General features: G+C 72.1%; 20 protein-coding genes and 1 pseudogene. 20 read left to right on the plus strand and 1 reads right to left on the minus strand.

Translation table 11 applies throughout. The features are described 5' to 3' along the window. Positions 1-30 precede the first annotated feature (30 nt). The 5 genes from mtnK (at position 31) to OUQ99_RS17705 (ending at position 6,678) form a co-directional block, all read left to right on the plus strand. Complete coding sequence (gene mtnK / locus OUQ99_RS17685; RefSeq protein ID WP_267944869.1) at positions 31-1,311, plus strand: S-methyl-5-thioribose kinase; 1,281 nt, start codon at positions 31-33, stop codon at positions 1,309-1,311. A gap of 912 nt (positions 1,312-2,223) precedes the next feature. After that, positions 2,224-3,720, plus strand: a complete 1,497-nt coding sequence (locus tag OUQ99_RS17690) for a GMC oxidoreductase (RefSeq protein WP_267944870.1) — start codon at positions 2,224-2,226, stop codon at positions 3,718-3,720. A 9-nt stretch (positions 3,721-3,729) separates the two neighbouring features. After that, positions 3,730-5,037, plus strand: a complete 1,308-nt coding sequence (locus OUQ99_RS17695) for an aminotransferase class III-fold pyridoxal phosphate-dependent enzyme (protein ID WP_267944871.1) — start codon at positions 3,730-3,732, stop codon at positions 5,035-5,037. Continuing rightward, positions 5,034-5,948 carry a sulfotransferase family protein gene (locus OUQ99_RS17700; protein ID WP_267944872.1) on the plus strand — a complete coding sequence of 305 codons (915 nt, stop codon included), beginning with the start codon at positions 5,034-5,036 and terminating at the stop codon, positions 5,946-5,948. Before OUQ99_RS17695 ends, OUQ99_RS17700 begins: the two co-directional genes overlap by 4 nt. Next, positions 5,932-6,678, plus strand: a complete 747-nt coding sequence (locus tag OUQ99_RS17705) for a sulfite exporter TauE/SafE family protein (protein ID WP_267944873.1) — start codon at positions 5,932-5,934, stop codon at positions 6,676-6,678. The genes OUQ99_RS17700 and OUQ99_RS17705 overlap by 17 nt, the downstream gene beginning before the upstream one ends. Before the next feature lie 271 nt (positions 6,679-6,949). Here the strand turns inward: OUQ99_RS17705 and OUQ99_RS17710 are convergent, their stop codons facing one another. Continuing rightward, complete coding sequence (locus tag OUQ99_RS17710; RefSeq protein ID WP_267944874.1) at positions 6,950-7,336, minus strand: MerR family transcriptional regulator; 387 nt, start codon at positions 7,334-7,336, stop codon at positions 6,950-6,952. Positions 7,337-7,553: 217 nt separating this feature from the next. Between OUQ99_RS17710 and OUQ99_RS17715 the strand changes: the two genes are divergently transcribed. The 15 genes and pseudogenes from OUQ99_RS17715 to OUQ99_RS17785 all read left to right on the plus strand — a co-directional run bounded on the left by OUQ99_RS17715 (position 7,554) and on the right by OUQ99_RS17785 (position 24,480). Beyond that, positions 7,554-8,786, plus strand: coding sequence for an alkene reductase (locus OUQ99_RS17715; RefSeq protein WP_267944875.1), 1,233 nt, complete (start codon positions 7,554-7,556; stop codon positions 8,784-8,786). Positions 8,787-8,955: 169 nt separating this feature from the next. Next, positions 8,956-10,041 (plus strand): SDR family oxidoreductase, encoded by a 1,086-nt coding sequence (locus OUQ99_RS17720; protein ID WP_267944876.1) that lies wholly within the window; start codon positions 8,956-8,958, stop codon positions 10,039-10,041. Between the two features lie 360 nt (positions 10,042-10,401). After that, entirely contained in the window at positions 10,402-11,085 is a 684-nt protein-coding gene (locus OUQ99_RS17725) for an NAD(P)H-binding protein (protein WP_267944877.1), read from the plus strand. A gap of 301 nt (positions 11,086-11,386) precedes the next feature. Further along, positions 11,387-12,082 (plus strand): alpha/beta hydrolase, encoded by a 696-nt coding sequence (locus tag OUQ99_RS17730; protein WP_267944878.1) that lies wholly within the window; start codon positions 11,387-11,389, stop codon positions 12,080-12,082. Positions 12,083-12,189: 107 nt separating this feature from the next. Continuing rightward, entirely contained in the window at positions 12,190-12,744 is a 555-nt protein-coding gene (locus tag OUQ99_RS17735; RefSeq protein WP_267944879.1) for a hypothetical protein, read from the plus strand. Between the two features lie 364 nt (positions 12,745-13,108). Then, positions 13,109-14,155, plus strand: coding sequence for a hypothetical protein (locus OUQ99_RS17740; protein WP_267944880.1), 1,047 nt, complete (start codon positions 13,109-13,111; stop codon positions 14,153-14,155). Between the two features lie 150 nt (positions 14,156-14,305). Beyond that, positions 14,306-14,959 (plus strand): hypothetical protein, encoded by a 654-nt coding sequence (locus OUQ99_RS17745; protein ID WP_267944881.1) that lies wholly within the window; start codon positions 14,306-14,308, stop codon positions 14,957-14,959. Positions 14,960-15,090: 131 nt separating this feature from the next. Beyond that, positions 15,091-15,885 (plus strand): nucleotidyltransferase domain-containing protein, encoded by a 795-nt coding sequence (locus OUQ99_RS17750; RefSeq protein ID WP_267944882.1) that lies wholly within the window; start codon positions 15,091-15,093, stop codon positions 15,883-15,885. Between the two features lie 293 nt (positions 15,886-16,178). After that, entirely contained in the window at positions 16,179-16,520 is a 342-nt protein-coding gene (locus OUQ99_RS17755) for a hypothetical protein (protein ID WP_267944883.1), read from the plus strand. Positions 16,521-17,447: 927 nt separating this feature from the next. Next, on the plus strand, positions 17,448-18,542 hold the full coding sequence (gene rsgA, locus OUQ99_RS17760; protein ID WP_267944884.1) for a ribosome small subunit-dependent GTPase A: 1,095 nt from the start codon (positions 17,448-17,450) through the stop codon (positions 18,540-18,542). Between the two features lie 41 nt (positions 18,543-18,583). Continuing rightward, a pseudogene (locus OUQ99_RS17765) lies at positions 18,584-19,108 on the plus strand (SAM-dependent methyltransferase); the annotation flags it as partial. A 222-nt stretch (positions 19,109-19,330) separates the two neighbouring features. After that, positions 19,331-19,840, plus strand: coding sequence for a GNAT family N-acetyltransferase (locus OUQ99_RS17770; protein WP_267950414.1), 510 nt, complete (start codon positions 19,331-19,333; stop codon positions 19,838-19,840). A gap of 1,006 nt (positions 19,841-20,846) precedes the next feature. Then, positions 20,847-21,269, plus strand: a complete 423-nt coding sequence (locus OUQ99_RS17775) for a (2Fe-2S)-binding protein (protein WP_378554867.1) — start codon at positions 20,847-20,849, stop codon at positions 21,267-21,269. Beyond that, positions 21,269-22,252 carry an FAD binding domain-containing protein gene (locus OUQ99_RS17780; RefSeq protein ID WP_267944886.1) on the plus strand — a complete coding sequence of 328 codons (984 nt, stop codon included), beginning with the start codon at positions 21,269-21,271 and terminating at the stop codon, positions 22,250-22,252. The genes OUQ99_RS17775 and OUQ99_RS17780 overlap by 1 nt, the downstream gene beginning before the upstream one ends. Then, positions 22,249-24,480, plus strand: a complete 2,232-nt coding sequence (locus tag OUQ99_RS17785; protein ID WP_267944887.1) for a xanthine dehydrogenase family protein molybdopterin-binding subunit — start codon at positions 22,249-22,251, stop codon at positions 24,478-24,480. The genes OUQ99_RS17780 and OUQ99_RS17785 overlap by 4 nt, the downstream gene beginning before the upstream one ends. Positions 24,481-24,636 lie beyond the last annotated feature (156 nt).

Consider the following 24,636-nt stretch of genomic DNA (forward strand, 5'->3'; position numbering starts at 1 on the left):
GACAGGAAGCACACGACCGGAGGAGCCGCCGTGGAGAACACCGATCCAGCCCCGCCCGGACGCACCGCGTTCGCCGACCGTGCCCTGACCGCGTACCTGGAGACGCTCCCCCTGCCGCGGGCGAGGCTCGGCGGAGGGGCCGGCGACTGGCGGGTCGAGGAGGTCGGCGACGGCAACGTCAACTTCGTGTACCGGGTCCTGGGCCCCTCCGGCTCGGTGTGCGTCAAACAGGCCCCGCCCTACGTGCGCGTGGCGGGCGAGTCCTGGCCGCTGACCCCCGAACGCGTCGTCCACGAGTACCGCGCCCTGGAGGAGCACGGGCGGGCGGCCCCCGGGGCGCTGCCCGCCCCCCTGCACCTGGACCGCGACCGCCACCTGCTCGTCATGGAGTACGTGGAGGACCACACCGTCCTGCGCCACCGCCTGGGCCGAGGGGCCCTCCACCCGGGGCTGGGCGAGCAGGTCGGCGACTACCTGGCCCGCACGCTCTTCGCCACCTCGGACCTGGCCCTGCCCGCCGCGGACAAACGCGCCCTGGTCGCGGAGTTCGAGCTCAACACCGAGATGTGCCGAATCATGGAGGACATGGTCTTCACGGAGATCTACCGCGACTTCCACCGCAACAGCTGGACCTCTCCCGAACTGGACGCGGAGGTGGCCGCCGTCCGGGCCGACACCTGCGTCCTGATCGCCGCCGCCCGCCTCAAGGACCGCTACCTCACCAGCAGACAGGCGCTGCTGCACGGTGACCTGCACACCGGCTCGGTCATGGTGGGCGCGACCGGGAGCCGGGTCTTCGACCACGAGTTCGCGTGCTTCGGCCCCATGGGCTTCGACGTGGGCGGGTTCCTGGCGCACCTGCTCATCGCCTACTTCGCCGCGGACGGCCGCCGCGGAACGCCCTCTCCCCCCGAGGACGAACAGCAGGCCTGGCTGTTGGACCAGGTGGAGCAGACCTGGGACGTCTTCCGCGAGCGCTTCCTCGCCCTGTGGCGCTCGTCGGGCCGCGGCGACTCCTACCCCGCCGCGCTCTTCGCCGACGCCCGCGGGGCCGCCGCCCTGGAGGCCGAACGCGGCGCCTATCTGGACCGGGTCCTCTGCGACTCCGTCGGTTTCTGCGGAGCCGAGCTCATGAGGCGCCTGATCGGCTTCGCCCGTCCCGCCGACCTGACCGGCATCACCGACCCCGGGGCGAGGGCGGCCTGTGAACGCGCGGCCCTGCGGCTGGCGCGGAGCCTGCTCGTGGACGCCTCCGGCCACAGGAGCGTGCGCGACGTCACGGACGCGGCCCGGCACGCCCGCACGGGGTGAGGAAGGCACGGCACGACGCCGTGGCCGGGCGGGTCCGGAGCCGCACACCGGCCCCCGGCCGGGCTCCCACGGCGTGCCCTCGGGCGCCGTGCCTCCCGGGGAAGCGGTGTCGGACCGACGGCTCCGGGCGCCGTGCCGCGGCGGACAGGGTCGATGTGCGCGGGGCCCTCCCTCCCGAGACAACCCGGTGCGCGGATACACGGGTCCTCGCACGGAGAAACATTCGCCGGCAAGGCGGAAGAGCGGTTCGGCGCACCGATCCGCCGTTCCGCCACACGCCGGCCGACGGAAACCACCGCGCGCAGAACCGGCACGAAAGGGATTCCGTGAAAAATGACGGATACCACTGCCGCCACTCCCACCGAAGGAGCACACCGGTCTTCGTCGCGAGTGGAAACAGAAAGGAAACACCACCCCTTTCCCGCGGGCGGATATGTTCCCGCGGCCGCACAGGGAATCCCACGGACCACAGCACACTCCCACGAGTGTGCACGACCGCGTCGAGGACCGCTATCACCCGCAGGACAGAAGTATCTGTCCACCTCCTCGCCCGGAACACCCCCACAAAGGAACGATAAAGACCCACACCAACACTAATTCGGGTAAATCAACGAATAAGGGACTGCTATTGACTGGGGCGATTGAGGGAACTAATGTTCCGCGGGGGGCTTCTCGCCGATGACCGAGAACGAGCAGTGAACAGACCGAACGGCCCTGGAGTGCCGGCAGACCCCATTCCCTCCAACGTACCGAGCGCCCCGGAACCCGGTTCCCCAGCCGGAAGAATTCGCTCCAGATTCGCTACTCCCTTTCACGTCGAACGAGAACCAGTCGGAATCACGCGGTCATCCGAGGCCCCTCACCCGACCATGGCCTCCGGCCAACCACGCCCCAGCACGGGACACCGAGCCAGTGAAGCATTTCGTCCAGCTCAGTCAGATCCCACGAAGCCCCGACTACGACTACTGCGTCATCGGCGGAGGGCCTGCAGGCCTCATCGCCGCTCACGAGCTCTCCAGGCGCGGGGAGACGCTGCTCCTGGAAGCCGGAGCGGCCTCGCCCGAGAGCTCCTACAGCGAACTGCGCGCCGCGACGACCGACAGCGTGCTCGTCAGCGACCACGGCGTCCATCCGGCCAACCCGTGGACCCTGCGCGGTCCCGGCGGCGGCATGGAGCGGTACGCGGGGATCCTGGTCCGCTACCGCGCACAGGACTTCGACAGGTCCGCGGCGTTCGCACACGCCTCGGCCGACCCGCGCTGGCCCATCGGATACGAGGACCTGCGCCCGTACTACGACGAGGTCGAGCGGCGCTTCGGGATCGCGCGCACCACCGGCCTCGACCCCACCGAGCCGCCCTCGTGCGCGCCCCTCCTGCCACCGCATCCGCCCAGCGCACGGGCCGAGCTCATCAACGAGGCGTTCGACGAACTCGGGATCGGACACTTCCCCACACCGCTCGGGGTCAACTCCCGTCCTTTCGCCCGACGCCCCGCCTGCACCCGGTGCGGTCCCTGCAACGAGACGCTCTGCCGGACGGGCGCGAAGGCCTCGGTGCTCCCGCTCGTGCTGGGATCCGGCTCCGAGCACCGGCTGCGCCTCGCCCACGCGGTCACCGCCGAGGCCCTCCGGGTCGACCCGAGCGGCCGGGTCAGCGCGGTCGAGTGCCTGGACACGGTCAGGGGCCGGCACGCGACCATCAGGGCCCGGCACTTCGTCATCGCGGCCGGCGCGCTCAACAGCTGCGCCCTGCTCCTGCGCTCCACCAGCCGCCTCCACCCGCACGGACTGGCCAACGGGAACGACCAGGTGGGACGGGGCATCCAGTTCAAGCTCACCGGGTACGCCGACGTGCGGGCCCCTGCCTCGGCACAGCTGCGGGAGAGCCCCACCCTGTTCAGCACCACCGCGACCACGGACTTCTACCACCGGCTGCCCGGGGGCGGATGCGGCGGCTTCCTCTACGAGGCGTCGGCCTCCGACCGGCCCGACACGATCCGTCTGCACTTCGTCGTGTCGGAGACGCCGATGGCCGAGAACTCCGTGGCGCCGGCCCCCTCCTCCGCCGACGGGCCCAACGTCGTGATCCGGCACAGGACCCACCGGTCCGACCTGCGACGGCTGCGCTCCCTCCGCTCGATCGCGGTCGACACCCTCGCACGCATCGGACGCGGCGTCCGTGCCCAGGAGGAGTTCAACGCCACGGGCATGGCGCACCTGGCGGGCGGCTGCCGCGCGGGCACGGACCCCAGGACCTCGGTGGTCGGCCCCGAGGGACGGCTGCACCAGTGCGACAACGTCTATGTCGCCGACTCCGCCTACTTCCCGTACGCGGCCGCCGCCAACCCGACGATGACAGTGATCGCCAACGCGCTGCGCATCAGCAGGCAGCTCGCACAGCACTCCTAGGAGGACCCCTTGGACGGAATACAGCAAGCACTCGACACCACCTGCACCCGGACGCGGGACATGGACCGCAAGAACCCGCTGCTGCTGGAACGGGGCCGGGGCGCGACGTTCACCGACGCCGAGGGCAGGTCCTACGTCGACTTCACCTCGTGCACCGGCGCCGCCCCCCTCGGCATGGGGCACCCCAGGATCGTGGATGCCGTCACCCGGCACCTCGCCGACGGCGGCGGCATCCTCCCCGGGACCATGAGCAGGATCCGCGTCGACCTCGCGCTACGGCTGCTGGACCTGTTCCCGCACAGCGAGAGGGTCGCCTTCATGCGGACCGGCTCCTGCGCGACCTCGGCAGCGGTGCGCCTGGCACGGGCGGCGACCGGCAAGAACACCGTCCTCACCAGCGGGTACCACGGATGGCACGACTGGCAGCTGCAGTACCAGGGCGACGCCCGGCAGCACGCGTACGACCCCCGGGTGCACCACTTCGGCTACGACGCCGACCAGCTGCTCGCGCTCTGCCGCGAGTACGCCGACGACCTCGCGGCCGTCGTCGTCTCCCCCGAGCACGACGTCATGCCGACGGGGCACCTGGAGGAGCTCATCTCGATCACGCACGGGTTCGGCGGCGTCGCCGTCCTGGACGAGGTGATGACGGGGTTCCGCGTCGGCCCGGGCGGGCTGACGGCGCGCCTGGACCCCAGGCCCGACATCACCGTGCTCAGCAAGGGGCTCGCGAACGGCACCGCCCTCTCGGCCGTGCTGCTCGGCCCCCGGGTCGCCGGCGCCCACGAGGCCACCGACCTCGGGAACACCTACCTGCGCGAGACGACGCCGTTCGTCGTGGCGCTGGAGAGCATCGACCTCCTGGCCGAGGAGACGGCACGGGTGCACCGGACCACCGCGTCCCTGGGCGCCGGGCTCAACGAGGTGTTCTCCGCCACCGGCTACCCGGCGTGCGCGGCGTGGGACGACGGGATCCTCCACCTGGTCTTCGCCACCGGCGACCTCGCCGGCGGCTTCTACCGGACGATGCTCGACGCCGGACTCTTCCTGGGGAGCGGAGGGACGGTCCTGCCCGGGGCCGGGGTGACCGACGACCATGTGGCCCTCGCCGTCCGCACGGCCCGCACGCTCGCGGAGGGGACGGCCGCGACCGGCCACGCGAGCCCCTTCGAGACCCCCGACGACGCACTCTGGCAGCCGTTCGCCGACTTCTGCGCCGACGCCTTCCGCGCCACCCCCTCGGTGGCGGACCTGTGGTGGACAGCCAAGGTCGCCGCACAGGTGAAACCCGCCCGTGAGAAGGGAGCGCTCCGATGAACCCCGTCCTGCTCGGCGGTGAGAACCGCTCCGGCACCACGCTGCTCAGCATCGTCCTCAACTCCCACCCCGACCTGTGCGTGGGTCCCGAACTCGACTTCGTCGAGCCCCCCAACCTCGGCACGCACGTCCTGGAGGCGATCGAGCTGGTCCGGTCGCGCGACCCGCGCGCGGTCGGCCCCGGCACCTCCAGCGGGGATCCGTACTGGTACGACGCGGCCCATTTCGTCAAGCAGTGCGAACGGTTCGGCATCGGCTACGCCGAGCTGGCCGGGGCGATCCGCGCCCGGCTCGACAGGGACGGGGGCAACCTCGTCACGCTCCCGCAGCGGTGCGAGCTGATCAGGGTCCTCAGCGAGGCCCGCGCACGCGCGCAGGGCGCGCGGACGTGGGGCATCAAGCTGCAGCGCAAGATCAGGGACGTGGACGAGTTCGCCAGGATCTGGCCGCGGGCGCGGTTCATCCACATCGTCCGCGACGGCAGGGACGTCATCACCTCCCACCTCCACACGGTGCCCGACTGGGGCCACAAGGACGTCGAGACCGCGGCCCGGGACTGGGTGGAGATCATCTCCTTCGCGCGCCACCGGGCCCCGTCCGGCCGCTACCTCGAGGTGCGCTACGAGGACCTCGTCGCCTCCCCCGAGGCGGTCACCCGCCGGATGTGCGACTTCCTGGGCATCGCGTGGTCGGCGCGCATGGTCCGCCACCACGAGCTGGAGCACCCCCTCCACCGGAACCCGTGGTCCCACCCCGCCGCCGAGAAGACCAAGGCGCGGCTCACACAGAACTCCGTGGGCCGCTTCCGACGCGAACTCGGCCACACGAGGACGGCACAGTACGAGAGCGTCGCGGGGGACCTGCTGGCCGACTGCGGATACGAGCGGAGCACAGGTGCCCCCTCCCGATGACGCCGCCCTGTTCGCGGGGCTGTTCGCGCTGATCCTGTTCAGCGCCGCCGTCCAGTCCCTGTCCGGGTTCGGCTTCGCGCTGCTCAGCGCCCCGCTGCTCACGGCGGCGCTGGGCGGCCCCCAGGCCGTCTCGACCATCATGATCACCGGTACCGCCTGCGACATCGCCATCCTGGCGATGCGACGGGACGTGCCGCGGCCGGCGGTGCGCGAGACGTGCGCCCTCGCGCTGTGGTCGGCCCCGGGGATGCTCCTCGGGGCCTGGCTGCTCACGGCGCTGCCCGCGCTCGGGCTCCAGGTGTTCGTCGCGTGCGTGGTCATCGCGGCGGTGGTCCTGAGGGTCCTCTCGCGCGAGGACGGCGCCGTCCTGAACCCGGTCTGGGCGGCCCCGGCGGGCCTCCTGTCCGGGGCGTTGAGCACCTCGACGTCCCTCGGGGGACCGCCCAGCGTCTACTACCTCGTCCACCGGGGCCTGACCCCGCACACCATGCGCGACACCCTCGTCGCCCTCTCCCTGGTGCGCCTGCCCCTCAGCGTCGCGGCGCTCCTGTTCACGGGCGCCTGGGAGGTCTACCCCCTGTGGCTGCCGCTCGTAGGCGCCGCGCTCCTGGGTCAGGCGGCGGGCACCCGGGCCTTCCACCGCTTCGGCCACACCCGCTACGAGCACATCGTCCTCGGCCTGCTCACCACGTCGGCCGTCGTGTCCCTGGGCGCCCTCGGTCTCACGTGAGGCCGAGGACCGCTGTCGGCGGGCGCCGGTACGCTCCCCGCCCCTCCCGCCACTGCCACTGCCACTGCCACTGCGACTGCGACCGGTGCGACGCCCTGCGACCGGTCAGGGCGCAGTCATGAACCCCGGGACGCCCTACGGCATCGAGGGGAAACCCCCTTGCCGGGCCGTGGGCCGTCGTCGGCGCCGTCCCGGTCCGCTCCTGCTCCTGACAGCGGACCCGTACCGTGCGTCCGGCCGCCCCCACGGGGGCGGCGGGCACGCGAAGGGTTCATGCCGATGCGGAGTGCCGGTCGGGCCCCGGAGGGGTGGCGCCGCGCAGGAAGCGGCGGACGGCGTCGCGGTTGCGGGTCAGGGCGTCGATACGGGCGTCCATCTGCTCGACCTCGCGGGCCAGGTTGGCGGCCAGTTCGCCGTCCACCTGCGGCCGGAGCTGGGACCCGGAGCCTTCGAAGCAGGGGACGACGACCCGGATGACGCGGGTGGACAGGCCGGCGGCGAGAAGGTCGCGCACCTGCTCCACCCGTGTCACGGAGGACTCGGGGTAGGAGCGGTAGCCGTTGCTCTCCCGCTCCGGGTGCAGCAGCCCCTGCTCCTCGTAGTAGCGCAGGGTCCTGGTGGTCACGCCGGTGCGGCGCGCCAGCTCACCGATCTTCACCGGCCGGTCCCCCGTCCACTGCCCGAAGGTTGACATTCACGTACACGTCAGAGTGTACCGCCCCCCGCACTCTGACTACTCTATGCAATGCTTCATGCGAGGAGAGTACCCATCCCCCATTGCTTGACATTCACGTCAACGTCAAGGTTTATCTTCGGGGAATCTGGCGGCGACCCCGCCTGACCAGCCCGTTCGCCCCTGCCCCGGAGAGAAGACCATGCTGCACGACCGCACCACCCTGTTCGACCCCGTCCGACTCGGCGCGCTGTCGCTGTCCAACCGCATCGTCATGCCGCCGCTGACCCGCAGCCGAGCCCTGCCGGACGGCCGTCCGGGCCCCTCCGCCAAGCTCTACTACGCCCAGCGGGCCTCGGCCGGGCTCATCGTCTCCGAAGGCACCGCCATCTCCCCCGAGGCCGTCGGCAACCCCGACATCCCCGGCCTCTGGAACGACGAGCAGGTCCAGGCGTGGAAGCCGGTCACCGAGGCGGTCCACGACGCCGGAGCGGTCATCGTCACACAGCTGTGGCACACCGGGCGCGCCTCGCACCCCAGCCTCCAGCCCGGCGGCAAGGACCCCGTCGGCCCCTCCCCCCTCGCGATCACCGGCCTCACCTTCGCCCGCGATGGCCGCACCCCCCATGTGAGGCCCCGCACCCTGGAGACCGAGGAGATCCCCGCGATCGCCGCCCGGTACGGGCAGGCGGCGCGCAACGCTCGGGCGGCCGGGTTCGACGGCGTGGAGCTGCACGCCGCCAACGGCTACCTGATCGACCAGTTCCTCCAGGACGGCTCCAACCACCGCACGGACCGCTACGGCGGCAGCATCGAGAACCGTGCGCGGCTGTTGCTGGAGGCCCTCGACGCACTGATCGACGCGGTCGGCGCGGACCGGGTAGGCGTGCGCCTGTCCCCGAGCAGCACCTTCCAGGACATGACCGACTCCGATCCGATCGCGCTGTTCGCCTACGTCCTGGAGGCACTCGCCGAGCGCGACCCGGCCTACCTGCACCTGGTCGAGCCGGGCGTCTTCGGCGACGACTCCGCGCAGCGGCCGGCCGACGGCATCGACAGCGCCTGGGTCCGCAAGCGCTACCCGGGGCGCGTGATCGCGACCGGTGGCTACGACCGGGAGCGGGCCCTTGCCGCCGTGGGCGGGGGGACCGCCGATGCCGTGGCCTTCGGACGGGCCTTCATCGCCAACCCCGACCTGCCCGAGCGCCTGGAGCGCGGCGCCGCGCTGAACGAGGCCGACCGGGCGACCTTCTACGGCGGCGACGACCACGGCTACCTCGACTACCCCTCCCTGGAGGCCGAGCGACTCCTCGCCGACCTGCGCGAGGGGCGCGCCCAACCGGTCCCCGGCCTGGAGCTCGTCTCCGAGACGCCGCCGGAGCAGTGGCACCAGGCCTGGGCCCAGCAGCACGCGTCCGCCCCGGCCCGGCCCTGAGCAGCGACGACAGCGCCGCCCGCGCACGCCGGCGAAGCCGCACCGGGCCCTCGGCACTCGTCGGCCGCCCCGGCCGGGCGGGGCCGCCGGGCCCGCGGAAGCCACGACGATCTGCCGCGCACGGGCATCCCGACACCGTCCGCCCGTGCCGGAGAAAGCAAGGAGACACATGAACACAGCAAGCAACTCTCAGCGTCGCGCCCTGGTCGTGGGCGGCACCGGGATCGCCGGCCGGGCCCTGTGCCGGGAACTGGTCGCGCAGGGGTGGCACACCGCCAGCCTCTCCCGCCGGACCACCGCGCCCCGCGACGGGGTCGAGGCCCTGCGCGCCGATCTGACCGATCCCGGGTCCGTCCGGGCGGCCCTGGCCGGACTGGAGCCCACACACGTCTTCTTCACGGCGTGGAGCCGCCAGACGACCGAGGCGCAGAACATCACCGTCAACTCCGCCATGGTCCGCAACGTCATGAACGCGGTGGGCCCGTCCGGGCAGCTGCGGCACGTGGCGCTGGTCACCGGCCTCAAGCACTACCTGGGCCCGTTCGAGGCCTACGGCACCGGCGCGACGCGGGACACCCCCTTCCACGAGGACGAACCCCGCCTGGACACCCCGAACTTCTACTACGCCCAGGAAGACGAACTGTGGGAGGCCGCCGAGCGCCACCGGTTCTCCTGGAGCGTCCACCGCTCGCACACCGTCATCGGCCACGCACTCGGCAACGCCATGAACATCGGACAGACGCTGGCCGCTCAGGCGGCCCTGTGCCGCGCCGAAGGACGGCCCTTCGTCTTCCCCGGCAACGAGGTGCAGTGGAACGGTGTCACGGACATGACGGACGCCGGCCTCCTCGCCCGCCAGATGCTCTGGGCCGCCACCGCCGACGGCCTTCCCAGCCAGGCCTACAACACCGCCAACGGAGACGTCTTCCGCTGGCGCTGGATGTGGCCCCGCATCGCGGAGCGGCTCGGCGTCGAACCCCGGGGTTACGCCGACCGCCCGCGCCCGCTGGAGGAGCAGATGGCCGGGAAAGCCGACGCATGGCGCCTGTTGGCGGAACGCGAGGGCCTGGTGGAGGCCGACCTGACCCGGGTGGCGTCCTGGTGGCACACCGACAGCGACCTCAACCGTCCCCTCGAGTGCTTCACCGACATGACCCGCAGCCGCAGCGCCGGGTTCACCGACTACGCCGACACCCTCACCTGCTTCACCGACCTGTTCGACACCTTGCGCGAGGAGCGGGTGATCCCCGCCTGACCCCACCGGCCCCGACACGCGGGGCCCTGTGGTGGGAGCATGCCGTCGAGGCGTTCCCCGGTTACGGCGGGGACCAGGCCCGGACCGACCGGCAGATCCCGGTCCTCCTCCTGGAACCCGCGCAGCACGGCTGACACCGGGGCCATGGCCTACGCGGACGAGCGGGTACGGGGAGCGCACCGGGCCGCTCCCCGCCCGCTCGTCGGCGTCACCGGACGGCCCGCCCGTAAAACTTACGGATCACTTCGCCCTGCTCCAGGATGGTCCGGAGGGAGGGAACCGGGGAGCAGATACCTTGTGGCACCAGGAGCCGCCGGTCGGGACCGTCCGGCCTCGCAACCGGTACACAAGGAGGCGCTCATGTCGGATGCCGAGCGCGTGGTCGTCCTCGGCGGCCACGGCAAGGTCGCCCTGCTCACCGCACCCAAGCTCACGAGCGCGGGCTATTCCGTCGACTCGGTCATCCGGGACCCCGCCCAGAGCGGCGATGTCGAAGCCGCGGGAGGCAACCCCGTCGTGCTCGACATCGAGCGGGCGGACGTCGAGGCGCTCACGGAAGCCTTCGACGGCGCGCGGGCCGTGGTGTTCGCCGCCGGCGCGGGTGGGGGCGACCCCGCGCGCACCGCCAGGGTCGACCACGAGGCGGCCGTCCGCGCGATGAGGGCCGCCGAGAAGGCGGGCGTGAGGCGCTTCGTCATCGTGTCCTACGCGGGAGCCGGGGTCGATGTGGACAGGATCGACCCGGACAACCCCTTCTACGCCTACGCGAAGGCCAAGCACGACGCCGACGCGCACCTGAGGGGGACCGAACTGGACTTCACGATCCTCGGCCCCGGGAACCTCACCCTCGAACCGGCGACGGGGAAGATCCGGCTCGCGGACGCCGACGGCACGATCGACGGCCGGCAGCCGGGCGACGAGGGCCGCACCTCCCGGGACAACGTCGCCGAAGTGATCACCCACGTCATCACCGCGAACGCCGGCATCCGGCAGACCGTGAACTTCTACGACGGCCCGACACCGATCCCCGAGGCGCTCCCCTGAGCAAGGCCGGCCAGGCGCGCAACCGCGGGAAACTCGGCTCCCGCGGCGGCCGGCCGCCGCGTCTCGACCCGGTCGACCACCGCGAGCGCCATGCGGTCGAGCGCGGAACCGACCGCCTCGAGAGGCACCGCGCGGTTGCCACGCTCTACGACGGGCCGCGGTCCGATACGAGGCGGCCGTCCTTGTCCCGGCCGTCGACGCATGGCTGTGAACGGCCGGACACGGGCTTGGCCGGAACCAGGCGTTCTGCTGTCGGCCGACACGGTCGCGGTTCCCATGGCACAGGCGACAGGATCGTCGCATGCAGCCGCTCTTCGTTCTCGTGCACAGCCCGTCCGTGGGTCCCTCCACCTGGCAACCTGTGGCCGAACGCCTGACGGCGGCGGGCTACCGGGTGCGGGTGCCGTCCCTCCTGCACATCGGCGCCGGTGCTCCGCCCTTCTGGCCCCGGATCGCGGAGGCCGTCCGCGACGACCTGCGGCAGGCCCCGGCCGGCAGTCCCGTCACTCTGGTGGCACACAGCAACGCAGGCTTGTTCCTCCCGGTGATCCGCTCGAGCCTCGACCACCCGGTGGCCAGTTCGGTCTTCGTCGATGCCGCACTGCCGGCACGGATCGGGCCGATACCCGTCGCCCCGCCCGAGGTGCTGGAGTTCCTCCGCCCGATGGCTGCGAACGGCAGGCTGCCACGCTGGACCGACTGGTGGGACGAGGCGGACATCGCACCCATGTTCCCCGATCCGCTGGTGCGGCGGACCGTCACCGAGGAGCAGCCCACCCTGCCGCTGTCCTACTACGAGCAGCACATCCCGGTTCCCGAGTCCTGGGACGACCATCCCTGTTCCTACTTGCAGTTCAGCCCTGCCTACGACGGCCTTGCCGCCAAGGCGCGTGAACGCGGCCGGCGCGTGGCGCACCTGCCCGGCGCGCACCTCCACCAGCTCGTCGATCCCGCCGGCACAGCCGGGCACCTCGTTAAACTCGCCACGACGATGTGATCCACCTTCGACACACACGCCAGGACCCTCCGGCCCCGACCAAACGCACCCCTGCCGGTTCACCGATTCTCCTGTCAGAGGTCAGGGTGCACGGGAACAATGGCTCCATGACATCACCGAAAGCACCCGTTCCGTCCCGCTCGGTCGCCTTATCCGCCCTCTGTGCGTCCGCGGTCGTACTGACCCTGGCGGGCTGCGGCGGGCCGGCTCAGCCCCCTGAAGAGGTCCCGTCGGCCGGCGTCCCGTCAACGCCCCCGACCAGCCCCTCCACCTCCCCGTCGGCTTCCCCCTCCCCGGTCGCACCGTCCGACGGCACCGATCTGGCCGCCTGCTCCGACGGCGACTGCGAGGTGGAGGTGACCGCACCGGCAGAGGTCGACCTCGACCCGGAGTTCGCCATCGACACCCTCACGATCGACTCGATCACGGACGGGTCGTTGGCGTTCACGATGACCAGCACCGCGGGCGAGGTGTCCTTCGGCTGCCAGAACAGTGACTCCGCGCCCTGCGACAGCAGTCTGCAAGGAACGTTCGGCCCCGGCGGCGCGGCCACGGGACAGGCGACCGGCGGACCCGGCGCGCAGGTCGGCCTCAACGACCTCGTCCTGGAGGTGGTGGACGTGAGCGGTGACAGCGCGATCATGCGGATCGCGCCTGCCTGAGCGCTCCCCCGAAGTCACGGCCCGGGGCCAGGCATCCGGTCGGACCAGGCCGAGAGACGGCCAACGGCGCTTCTGGAAGCACTCCGGGGAACCGCACCGCAACGGCGGAGGAGCCCTCCTTCTCGACCGGCTCCGGGCGCGGGCAGGGATGAGCAGCTCCGCGGTCAGGGTGGTCGGAAGCGGGGTGTGCCTGCACGCAACGCGTGATCAGCAGGACACCGCCCCGGGCCTTGTCACCGGTGGCCGCTACTGTCAGGCCCTCCGGCGGAACAACCCGACCGCCGTCCAGCGCAGTCGTCGTCCGAAACGCCGGAACCGCCAGTGGGCCGGCCTCCGGGACCGACCTGTCCCACAGAGAGCCGGCATGCCCCGCACCACACCCCCGCGACCGGTCGACATCACCGCTGTCGTCCCCCGGCTGGCGCCGCTGGCGCGCACCACGACCCGGTTGCACCCCCGCCCCGGATCACCGTCCGTCCGCGACAGTTCGATCGGCGGTCCGCTGCTGTGGCCGACCGCCGAGCCGTGGCCGCACTGCGACGGCCCCCACGAGCGAGGCTTCGCGGTGGACATGTCCCTGGTGGACCTGAGGCTGGAACGGCTACGCGCCGCCGTGCGCGGCAGGAACAGGACCCCGCAGGAGCAGAAGACCCTCGGGCAGCTGGAGTCCCGGGCCTATCCGCTCACGAGCCCACCGATCGCGCCGCACCACGGTTCGGTGGCGATGCTGCCGCTCGCGCAACTGTACGCGCGCGACGTGCCCGACCTGCCCGCCCCGGCGGGGTCGGACCTGCTCCAGGTGCTGTGGTGCCCCTTCGACCACCCACCGGACACGTTCATGCCCAGGACCGCGCTGGTCTGGCGGTCCTCGGCCGCGGTCACCGGCGTCCGCACCGCACCCCCGGAACCGGCGGCGGTGCAGTACCCGGGCTACCTGCCCGAGCCGTGCCTGATCGAGCCGGAGCAGGTCACCGAGTACCCCCATCTCCTGGAGTTGGGCAAGGACCTGCAGGAGCTGTTGGGACGGTGGAACACGTGGGAGGCGGCCGGCGCCGCCCCGGACAGCTCCTACGCGCCCGCCCCGGAGGAGTTCTACCAGGACGAGTTGTCCGTGGCTCCCGGCTGGAAGGTCGGCGGATGGGCGCCATGGGGCCCCACGGACCCCGTTTCCCGGTTCTGCCCCGCCTGCGGCACCGGGATGGATCCGCTCCTGACGGTCGCCACGTTCGAATGGGACAGCAGAGACCAGACCTGGGTTCCGCACGAGGACCTGACCGCTGTGTCGTCCCAACGCCCCGGTTGCCCCGACCCGAGGATGCCGACCGCGGTCCAGATCGCCAGCGGCTACAGACAGCAGCTCTACATCTGCCCGGCGGACCCGGAGCACCCGCACACCGAGCTGATGCAGTGAGCGCCCGGACGGCGGCCGCCCGCGCACCGCTGTCTGCGGCCCCGCTCCCGCCCGGGGAGGGGGCATCCGCCCCATGTCCACGGTCAACCCCGTGATCTGCGCTCTCGGCACGACGCCATGAACCGTCGACTCCCACAGGAGAATGACCGTGTGATCGATCCCGGGACCATCGACCTGACCGAGTTCCTGCACACCTGGTACGGCGCGCCCAGCAGACGCGCGGCACCGCTTCCCGATTCCTGCGACTGGCTCCCCGGTCCGCTGAAGGACTGGCACACTCTGGCCCGCCGGTGGGACACCCGGCTCACCCACACGACGTCGATGATTCCACCCGAGAAAATTCTTACCGCCGACGGCAAGGCCGTTTTCATGGTGGACTCGACGGCCGACTGGCGCTGGTGCATCGACCCGGACGAGCCGGACAGCGTCTTCGATGCCGAGGAATACGACCCCGTGGAGAGGAACCCGGAACGGCTCGCGGACTTTCTCGTCCACAACACCGTCAGAGAAGCCGCCTTCGCCGCCGCCGCCAGGACGTGGGCGCCCGCGGTTCCCGACGAAGCGTTGCCGGAGATCCTCTCCCCCATGGAAGAAGTCGCGTTCGGCGCCTGGAAGTGGCCGGTGCCGGGCTGCAGGATCTTCCTGGGCGACGGCGCGCTCGCGGAAATCGTCGAGGTCGATCCCGACTCCGGGTGGGAGGTCCACGTGGCCGCGCCGGGCTTCGCTTCCCTGTCCCGCCTGGAGAACATATCCGGAGCACACTGGCGGACGCCTGGGGGCTCGCCGAGAACCGCCCCGAAGTGAGGCCGGGCGCCTGAAGCGCCGCAACGGTGCCGGCCGTCGTGGCCCGGCGGTGCTCACCGGATACCGCCTGCGAAACCCCTGCCGAACGGTGTGATACGTTCGAAAACTTTGTTCGCGCAGGAAGGAACTCCATGGACATGCCCTCCCCGCACCGCCGCTTCCTCGACGATGTGCTTCCCGGGATGCGGCAGGAGCCGAGAATTGCCGGCGTGGCCGTCGCGGGGTCGATCGCGGGAGGACTGTCCGACATCTACTCCGACGTCGATCTGGTCGTGGCCGTCGAGGACGAGGCGTTCGATTCCGTCATGGCCGAACGCCTCGCTCTGATCGGCTCGTGGACCGACCTCGTGGCGGGATTCACCGGGGAGCACGTCGGCGAACCCCGTCTGATCATCACTCTGGTCGGCCCGCCTCTTCTCCATGTCGACTTCAAGTTCGTGCGGGTCCGCGACTTCGCCGAGCGCGTCGAGGACCCCGCCATCCTGTGGGACCGGAACGGCGACCTGGCCGACGTCCTCGCGGCGCACCCGCTCGCGACCGATCCGCTCGACCTCCAGTGGATCGAGGACCGGTTCTGGATATGGGTGCACTACGGTGCCGCGAAGCTCGGCCGCGGAGAGTTGTTCGAGGTCATCGGCTTTCTCGGCTACCTGCGCGATGCCGTGCTGGGCCCGTTGGCCGCGCAGCGAGCGGGAGCGCCGTCCCGCGGCGTCCGCCACCTCGAATCCGTCGCACCGGACGAGGCCCGGGAGCTGCGGGCGACACTCTGCGGTCACGACGCCCACGAGGCCGGCCGGGCCATCCTCGCCACGGTCGACCTCTACCGACGCTGGCGCGACGACACCGGAGCCGCCCTCGACCACCGCCGCACCGCCGAACGGCTTGCCGTCCGCTACCTCCACGACGTCATCGACCGGCCGGCCTGACCGAAGTGCTCCGGCGGGTCACCGAACGGGGATGCGTCGACGTGGACGGTGAGCCGGTCTGGCTGTGCGAGGAGAACTGCTCCTGAGCCCGCGGTGGACCGGACGCGGGGCACCACGCCCGCCGCTCCGCAGGGGACAGCCGCCTCTGCCACCGCCTGCGTGCCCGCGCGGGCCCGGCGCGTAGACGCGTCGCCTCACGCGGACCGCACGCCCGGCTCCGCAGAGGCAGAGGGCCGCGGCACCCGGGTACGGCTACTCATGTGCGTGGCCGCGCCCCTGGCCAGACTGGGCGCATGGCATACACCGAACCGGCCGCCTTCCTGGACCGTCACCCCTGGCTCGCGTTCCCCCTCTGGGTCCTCGGGGTCCTCGTTCTGGGAGGCGGCGCCTTCGTCCTCGTCATGGGTGCGTACATGGCCACGGCCAACGGCGCGCACCCCTGGGACGGGCCGCTGCTGTCCATCGCCCTGTACCTGCTCCACGCCGCCCTGCCGGTGTCGTTCCTGTACATGATGCTGGTATTGAAGGGGCGCCGTACGCGCCGCGGCACCCGCATCGTGGGCACGCTGCTCCTGGCCCTGGTGTGCGTCATGTTCGCGGCGGTGATGACCTCCGCCGCCCTGGAACCCCTGTAACCGGCCCCGCCCCGGCCGCGGCACAGGCACAGCCCCGTAGGCGCTCCCCTCACGGCCGTGCCGGGCCGGGGCCTCCCGGCCGTGACCCCCGTACCGGTCAGCTTCCGGCCGTGTTGCCAGCCCCCTCGGCAGTCGCGGGAGGGCAGACCGGGGTCCACCTGGTCTGCAACGAGGGTCCCGCTGCTGGAGCTGGCGGAGGGGGAACCGGCCCTGACCGCCCTGGCCCTGGACGAGCGGGATCGCCCGCACATGCTGTGGGGACAGGGGGAGTCGGTGCCCAGCTTCATGAGCGGGTCCGACTTCGACGCCCAGACGCAGTACCCTGCGCTGCACCGAACCGCTCTGCGGGTCACAGGTGTGACCTGCGGACTCCCCTCGGACACACGTCCAGAACGCCACCGGCCCCACACGCCTTCGAGTGTGGGGCCGGACGGGTCGGGGCGTGGGGAACAGCAGAGCAGGATCGTGCGCCAAGCGCTCTTCGCACAGGTCAGCGGGGCGTGGTCTCCTCGCTGTGGCGGCACCGCAGGATTGACCGCAGACAACCCGCGACGAGCTACGCGGTTCTGCGGCCGGGGCCGGGCGACCGGTTGGCCTACGACTGCCGAGCTCCTCGGTCGACCGACTCCGCCTCGCGGTGACCCCGTGTGATGGCCCGGTCAGGCAGGTCCCCGCGCGACAGGCCGGGGCTTCTCGCCTTCGTGCTACCATTACCGGCGCAGAGACAACCCGGTCGGCTGCGGGACCAGAAATGGGAGGTGAGTTGATGTCTGCGGTGAAGGCTGCTGCCCTGTGCAGCGCCCGTTGGACCATCCTCACGTCCCGGGCCCCGGTCTGACCTGACGCTGATCCCCCTGTCGGAGCCCTGACGGCTCACAGGAGGCGGTACTCCGTGCTCATCGGGGCCCCTTTTCTAGGGTCTCTACGTTGTCTCCATCCCTTTCGCATCATGCTCAGCCGTACTCCCTGGCGGACTACGGCTGGGACCAGGCGTGCGAGCGCGCCTTCGCCCCCCGTCGCGCCGACGGGCTGATCCCGGCCCGCATCGTCCGGGCCGACCGCGGCTCGTGCGAAGCCGTCACCGACACCGGAACCGTCCGCGCGGACCTCCCCGGCGCCGCGGACCAGAGCGATCCGCTGACGGCACCGTGCACCGGCGACTGGGCGGCCCTGCGTCCCCTCACCGGCGCCGCACCGGTCCTGCACGAGGTCCTGGAGCGGCGCACCACCCTGGTGCGCGCCTCGGCCTCACGGACCTCGCACGGCCAGCTCCTGGCCGCCAACGTCGACACCGTCGTGGTGACGGTCTCCCTGGCCGCACCGCTCAAGCACGGCCGCACCGAACGCATGCTCGCCCTGGCATGGGAAAGCGGCGCACAACCGGTCGTGGTCCTGACCAAGGCAGACGCGTGCGCGGACCTGCCCTCGGTGCAGGAACAGGTGTCACAGGTGGCCGCCGGTGTGGACGTGCTGGTCACCAGTGCCCGGACCGGGCAGGGCCTGGACGTCCTGACCGCCGTCCTCGACGGCACCATCGTGCTGCTCGGCCCCTCCGGGGCGGGCAAGTCCACCCTGGGCAACCGGCTGCTGGGCCAGGACCTGCTGGCCACCGGCGCCGTGCGCGAGGCGGACGGCAAGGGACGGCACACCACGTCCTGGCGGGAGCTGCTCCCGCTGCCCGGCGGGGGCGTGCTGCTGGACACCCCCGGCCTGCGGGCGATCGGCCTGCACGACGCCCAGGGCGGCCTGGAACAGACCTTCGCCGAGATCGAACACCTCGCCCAGGAGTGCCGGTTCGCCGACTGCTCCCACACGAGTGAACCGGGCTGCGCGGTGCTGGCAGCCGTCGAGGCGGGAGAGATCCCCCACCGCCGTCTGGACAGCTACCACCGGCTGCTCCGGGAGAACGCCTACGCCGCCTCCCGCACCGACGCGCGGTTGCGCGCCGGCCGCGAAGCCGACAAGAAGGACATCACCCGGCACCTGCGTGCCACCTACCGGTTCCGGGAGCGCCAGCAGTGAAGGACACCGACAACACCCACCAGGGCGCCGGCGACGACCCGGTGACGCAGGCGCTCCTGTCCCTGCACCACGACCTGCCCCGGCAGGGCCCGGGGTCGGACGCCACCACGCGCCGCCTGCTCAAGGCGGCCGGTCCTCTGCCCGAGCGCCCGCGGGTGCTCGACGCGGGCTGCGGCCCCGGCCGCGCCGCCCTGCTGCTCGCCGAAGAGGCCGGCGCCCGCGTGCTCGCGGTCGACCTGCACCAGCCGTTCCTGGACAGCCTCGCTGCCGAGTCGGCCCGCCGGGGCCTGGGCGAGCAGGTCAGGGTCCTCAACTGCTCGATGGACACGCTGCCCGTCCCCGATCACAGCTTCGACCTGATCTGGGCCGAGGGGTCGGTGTACACCATCGGCTTCGACCGTGCCCTGCGCTCCTGGCGACGCCTGCTGGCTCCCGACGGCGTCCTGGCCCTCACCGAGATCGAATGGACCGGGCCCGACCCAGCCGCTGCGGCGCGCGCCTACTGGGCGGCGGCCTACCCGCTGCGCACCCACTCCGCCAACGCCGCCGCCGCGCGGGCGGCCGGCTATGAGGTGCTCGCGCACTGGCCGCTGCCCGAGAGCGACTGGTGGGACGAGTACTACACGCCCCTCACCCAGCGCATCACCCGAGCGGACCCGCAGTACCCCGGCATGCCGGAGGCACTGGCCGCGCACCGGGCAGAGATCGACATGCGGCGCCGGTACGGCAGCGACTACGACTACGCCACCTACCTGCTCCGCCCCCACGACGACACCGAGAACGGAACCATGACCACCTGGACCACCCGCCCCGAGGCCACCGACGACATCCCCGCCATCCGCGACATCCTCCTGGCGGCCTTCCCCGCCGCCGCCGAGGCCGACATCGTCGACGCCCTGCGCGCCGACCCCCGGGCGTGGATCGAGGGGTTGTCGATGGTCACCACGACCGCTGAGGGCACTCCGGTCGGGTACGCACTGCTCAGCCGCTGCCACGTCGACGGCGAGCCCGCCCTCGCCCTGGCCCCGTGCGCGGTGGTGCCCTCCGCCCAGCGCACCGGGGCCGGTTCGGCCGCGATTCGCGCGGCCCTGGGCGCCGCCCGGGCCATGGGCGAGAACCTCGTCCTCGTCCTGGGCCATGCCGACTACTACCCGCGGTTCGGCTTCACCCCGGCCTCCCGCTTCGGTATCCGGGCGCCCTTCGAGGTTCCCGACGAGGCCATGATGGCCATGGCCCTGGACGGTGCCCGCCCCGTCCCGACCGGCACCATCGGCTACCCCGCCGCGTTCGGGGTCTGACCCCTCCCGCGCCCCCAGGGGGGCTCCCCCCGGGGGCGCGGCCCCTGCAATGCGTGTTTCCAGAAGCCACCCCGGCAGCCCGTGCCCGGAAATGCTCGTTTCCAGAAGTACGACACCCACCGCGAGGCCGACCGGGCTGCCCGCCTCGGTTCACCCATAGCCCCTTTCGGGCTTACCTGGTTCCCTCGTTGCCCCTCGCCGCAGCTTCGAGAGAACCAGGCCCATATCAGGACGGCCAAGGCTCGACAGCCCCTGCCTTCCTCCCCGTCAGAGATGGACAATGGCTCCGATCCCGCCGCCCGAGGATTGGGGTTTTCAGCAGCCTGAAAAATTCCGGCGAATATAGACTCCGGAACGAATTCCAGGCAGATTTCCGCAAAACCAGCTCTGCCAGTCGTTTCCTGCGTCGGTCCTGATGTATTCGAAGCGCCGCCCTTGATGTACTTGCCCGCCGCTCGAATACCCTGCTCCCGGTCCGCTGCGGTCATCCACGCTGGTGTACAGGACACGGCAGGTGATGGCGGCTTCCGCGATGGAGAAGGCGGGAGGCGACGCGGATGACGGTGGGGGCTCGCAGGGACGCGGCCACCCGCGATGGGGCGATCGCCCGTACCGCCGCACGGTCGGACGCCCGATCCCGCGAAGGTTCCCCCGAAAGGGGGATCGGTGAGTCCTGGCTGAGGTTTCCCCGAGCCGCCAGCATGGACGCCATCGCCACCTCCCCGCACGGCCGGCGGTTCCCCCGCCCCGCCTTTCCGGTATTCGCACAGGCCCGCACGTCAGGACGCACACATCAGGAGTCGCCATGCCTCCCACCGATCCATCGCGAGAACGTCCGCGCCCTGGGCCAGGGACGTCCCGCCGGCAGTCCCCCGGTAGCGCCGGTGCGGCCACGGCGGCGGGCGCCGTGCCGACCGTGGCCGAGAACGCCCCGACCGCGACCGTGGAATCCGTCGGCGAGAACCCGGTCGAGGTGAGCCTGCGGGTGAACGGCAGCCGGGTCCGGATGGAGACCGACCCGCGGGCGACCCTGCTCGACACCCTGCGCGACCGGCTCGCGCTGACCGGCACCAAGAAGGGCTGCGACCGCGGCCAGTGCGGTGCGTGCACCGTCCAGGTCGACGGCAGGCGGGTGCTGTCGTGCCTGACGCTGGCGGCGGCCCTGGACGGCGCCCGGGTCACGTCGATCGAGGGTCTGGCCGACGGCGACGAGCTGCACCCCGTGCAGCAGGCCTTCATCGACCACGACGGCTTCCAGTGCGGTTTCTGCACCCCCGGACAGATCATGTCGGCGGTGTCCCTGGTCGAGGAGGGACGGACCGGCTCGGACGAGGAGATCCGGGAGCACATGTCGGGCAACATCTGCCGGTGCAGCGCGTACCCGTTCATCGTGGACGCCGTCAGGTCCGTTCGCGGGAAGGTGGGCTGATGCGTCCCTACGACTTCACCCGCCCCCGGTCGGTCGGTGCGGCCCTGGGCGACGCCCACGAGGGCAGCGCCTTCCTCGCGGGCGGCACCACCCTGGTGGACCTGATGAAGCTCGAGCTGATGACCCCTTCGCGCGTGGTGGACATCAACCGGCTGCCACTGCGCGGTATCACCGTCGATCGCGGCGGTCTGCACGTGGGCGCGCTGGAACGGATGAGCGACGTCGCGGACCACCAGGACGTCCGATCCCGGTACCCGATGATCAGCCAGGCACTCGAGCTCAGCGCCTCACCCCAGATCAGGAACATGGCGAGCATGGGCGGCAACCTGCTGCAGCGCACGCGGTGCGGCTACTTCCGCGACCTGACGACAGCCTGTAACAAGCGCGAGCCCGGCAGCGGCTGCGCCGCGCTGACCGGTCACAGCCGGATGCACGCGGTGCTGGGCACGAGCGACGCGTGCGTCGCCACGCACCCGAGCGACGTCGCGGTGGCACTCGTCGCCCTCGACGCCCGGGTGCACCTGGAGAGCCTCCGGGAGAAGCGCACCGTCGCGCTGGCGGACTTCTACCGGCTGCCCGGCCACACCCCGCAGGTCGAGAACGAGCTGCGGGCCGGCGAGCTGCTCACCGGGCTGACCGTGCCGCCGCTGCCGTGGGCGTCCAGGTCGGCCTACCTCAAGATCCGGGACCGCCGGTCGTACGAGTTCGCCCTGGCGTCCGTCGCCGTCGCGCTCGACCTCGACCTCGACCGCGGCACGATCCGCGACGCACGCGTCGCCGCCGGCGGGGTGGGCACCCGCCCCTGGCGGCTGGAGGCGGTGGAACGGGCGCTCGTCGGCAGGCCGGCCGCCCTCGCGACGTACGAGGCGGCCGCCGCACCGGCGGGCGAGGACGCCCGCACGCTCCCCCACAACATGTTCAAGCCGGCCCTGCTCCGCCGCACGCTCGTGCGCGCCCTCGTCGCCCTGGGAGGCCGGTCGTGAGCACCCCGATCGGAAGTGACGTCGCCCGCGTCGACGGTCGGCTCAAGGTGACCGGCGCCGCGCGCTACACGGCCGACCACCCCGTCGACCGCGCCGCCGCCGCCCACGTCGTGGTGAGCGCGATCGCCCGCGGCCGTGTCCGGGCGATGCACGTCGACGAGGCCCGGAGACAACCGGGCGTGATCGCGGTCTACACCCCGCTCGCTCCGCTGCCGATCCACGCCGTGCCCGGCTTCGGCGAGAACTACGCGCCGCTGCAGGACCGGGAGGTGCGCTTCCGCGGGCAGATCATCGGCCTGGTGGTGGCGGAGACCGCGGAACAGGCCCGGGACGCGGCCGCACAGGTCACCGTCGAGTACGAGGAAGCGCCGGCCCGGACCTCCCTCTCCGCAGGGCTTCCGGGCCTGCCCTCGCCCGGCATGTCGCCGGACGGTCCGTCGCCCGACCCGACCCTGCTCGCGCCGGGCGTCGACACGATCGACGACGCGCTCCGGGCGAGCGCGGTCGTGGTGGAGACGACCGTGGAACAGGAGGCGCAGAGCCATGTCGCGATGGAACCGCACGGCATCACGGCGGTGTGGCAGGGCGACGACCTCACCGTCTACTCGGGTTCTCAGGCACCCCAGATGTACGCCATGCTGCTCGCGACCCGCATCGGGATCCCCTCGGACCGGGTCCGGGTGGTCAGCCCCTTCGTCGGCGGGGGCTTCGGGAGCCGGGTGCCGGTCTGGAGCGAGGCCGCGCTCGCCGCGGTGGCGGCCCGGGAGCTCGCCCGCCCCGTCCGGCTCGCCCTCACCCGGGAGCAGAGCATCGTGCTGTCCGGGCACCGGCCGATGATGACCCAGCGGGTCCGGCTCGGCGCCGACCGGGACGGCACGCTCAACGCGGTGTCCCACGAGAGCGCCGCCGAGTTGCCCGCTGTCGGCGGCTGGCCCGAGATCCCCGCGACGGAGACGACCGGCGTCCTCTACCGCACCCGCAACCTGGCGATCGACCAGCGGCTGGTCACCATGGACACCCCGCCCACGTGGGCGATGCGGGCACCGAACGAGGCGCCGGGCGCGTTCGCGCTCGAGACCGCGATGGACGAGCTCGCCGTCGCCCTGGACATGGACCCGCTCGAGCTGAGGCTGCGCAACTACACGACGACCGTGCCCAGCAGCGGGCAGGCGTGGACGAGCAAGCGCCTCGACGAGTGCTACCGCATCGGGGCGGAACGCTTCGGCTGGGAGGACCGGGACCCGGTCCCCGGCTCCCGCGTCGACGGCGACTGGCTGATCGGCGTCGGCATGGCGAGCGCGGTCTACCCCGCGCACGCGGAACCGTGGCCGGTGCGGATGCAGCTGCGCGACTCCGGAACCGTCGTGGTGTCGGCCTCGACGCCCGACATCGGGACCGGAACGTACACGGTGGCCTCGATCGTCGCCTCCGACGCGCTCGGTGTGCCGATCGAACGGGTGACGGCCGAGCTGGGCGACTCCGCCCTGCCCGCGAGCGCCCCCGCGGCCGGTTCCCGCGCCGCCGGCGCCCTGGCCCCGGCGATCCAGTCGACCTCGCGGGTACTGATCGCCGCCCTGCTGGACCTGGCCGTCCGGACGGAGGGGTCGCCCTTCCGAGGGCTCGACCCGTCCGCCCTGACCTACCGGGAGGGGCGGGTCGAGGCGGGCGCGGACTCGGCCTCGTTCGCCGAGCTGCTCGGGATGGCCCGGCTGCCCGCGGTCGAGGCCACGACACCGGTGGCCGAGCCCTCCGCCGCGCAGCTCGCAGCGCACGGCTTCGGCGCGCACTTCTGCGAAGTACGGGTCAACCGCTTCACCGGCGAGCCCCGGGTCAGCCGGTTCACGAGCGCCTTCGACGTCGGGCGGGTGCTCAGCGCCCGCACGGCGCGCAGCCAGTTCGTCGGCGCCGTCGTCTTCGGCATCGGCGGCGCTCTGCTGGAGGCGAACCCGGTGGAGGAGAGCGGGCGCTTCGCCGCGGGGAACCTGGGCGACTACCTGGTGGCCGTGAACGCCGACGTCCCACCGATCGACGTGACGTGGCTCGACTACTCCGACACCGCCTTCAGTGCCACAGGGGCTCGCGGTCTCGGCGAGCTCGGCACCGTGGGCAGCGCCGCCGCGGTCGGGAACGCGGTCTTCAACGCCACCGGCATCCGGGTCCGCGACCTGCCGATCACCCTCGACAAGCTGATCGGCCGAGGGGAGACCAGCGCCCTCCATCGCGTGTGACGAGGCCGTCCCGACGGGTTCGGCACGACGGCCGACAGCCTGGGAGACCGGACCCGCCCCCGACGACCGTTCGACGCGGACGTGCCCACACCGACCCGCGACCACCCCCGCAGCCGTCCTCTCGGGGGTGGTCGCGCCCGTTCGTCCGGCGGCGAC

The organism is Streptomonospora nanhaiensis, from assembly GCF_026642255.1.
Classification (GTDB): Bacteria; Actinomycetota; Actinomycetes; order Streptosporangiales; family Streptosporangiaceae; genus Nocardiopsis; species Nocardiopsis tropica.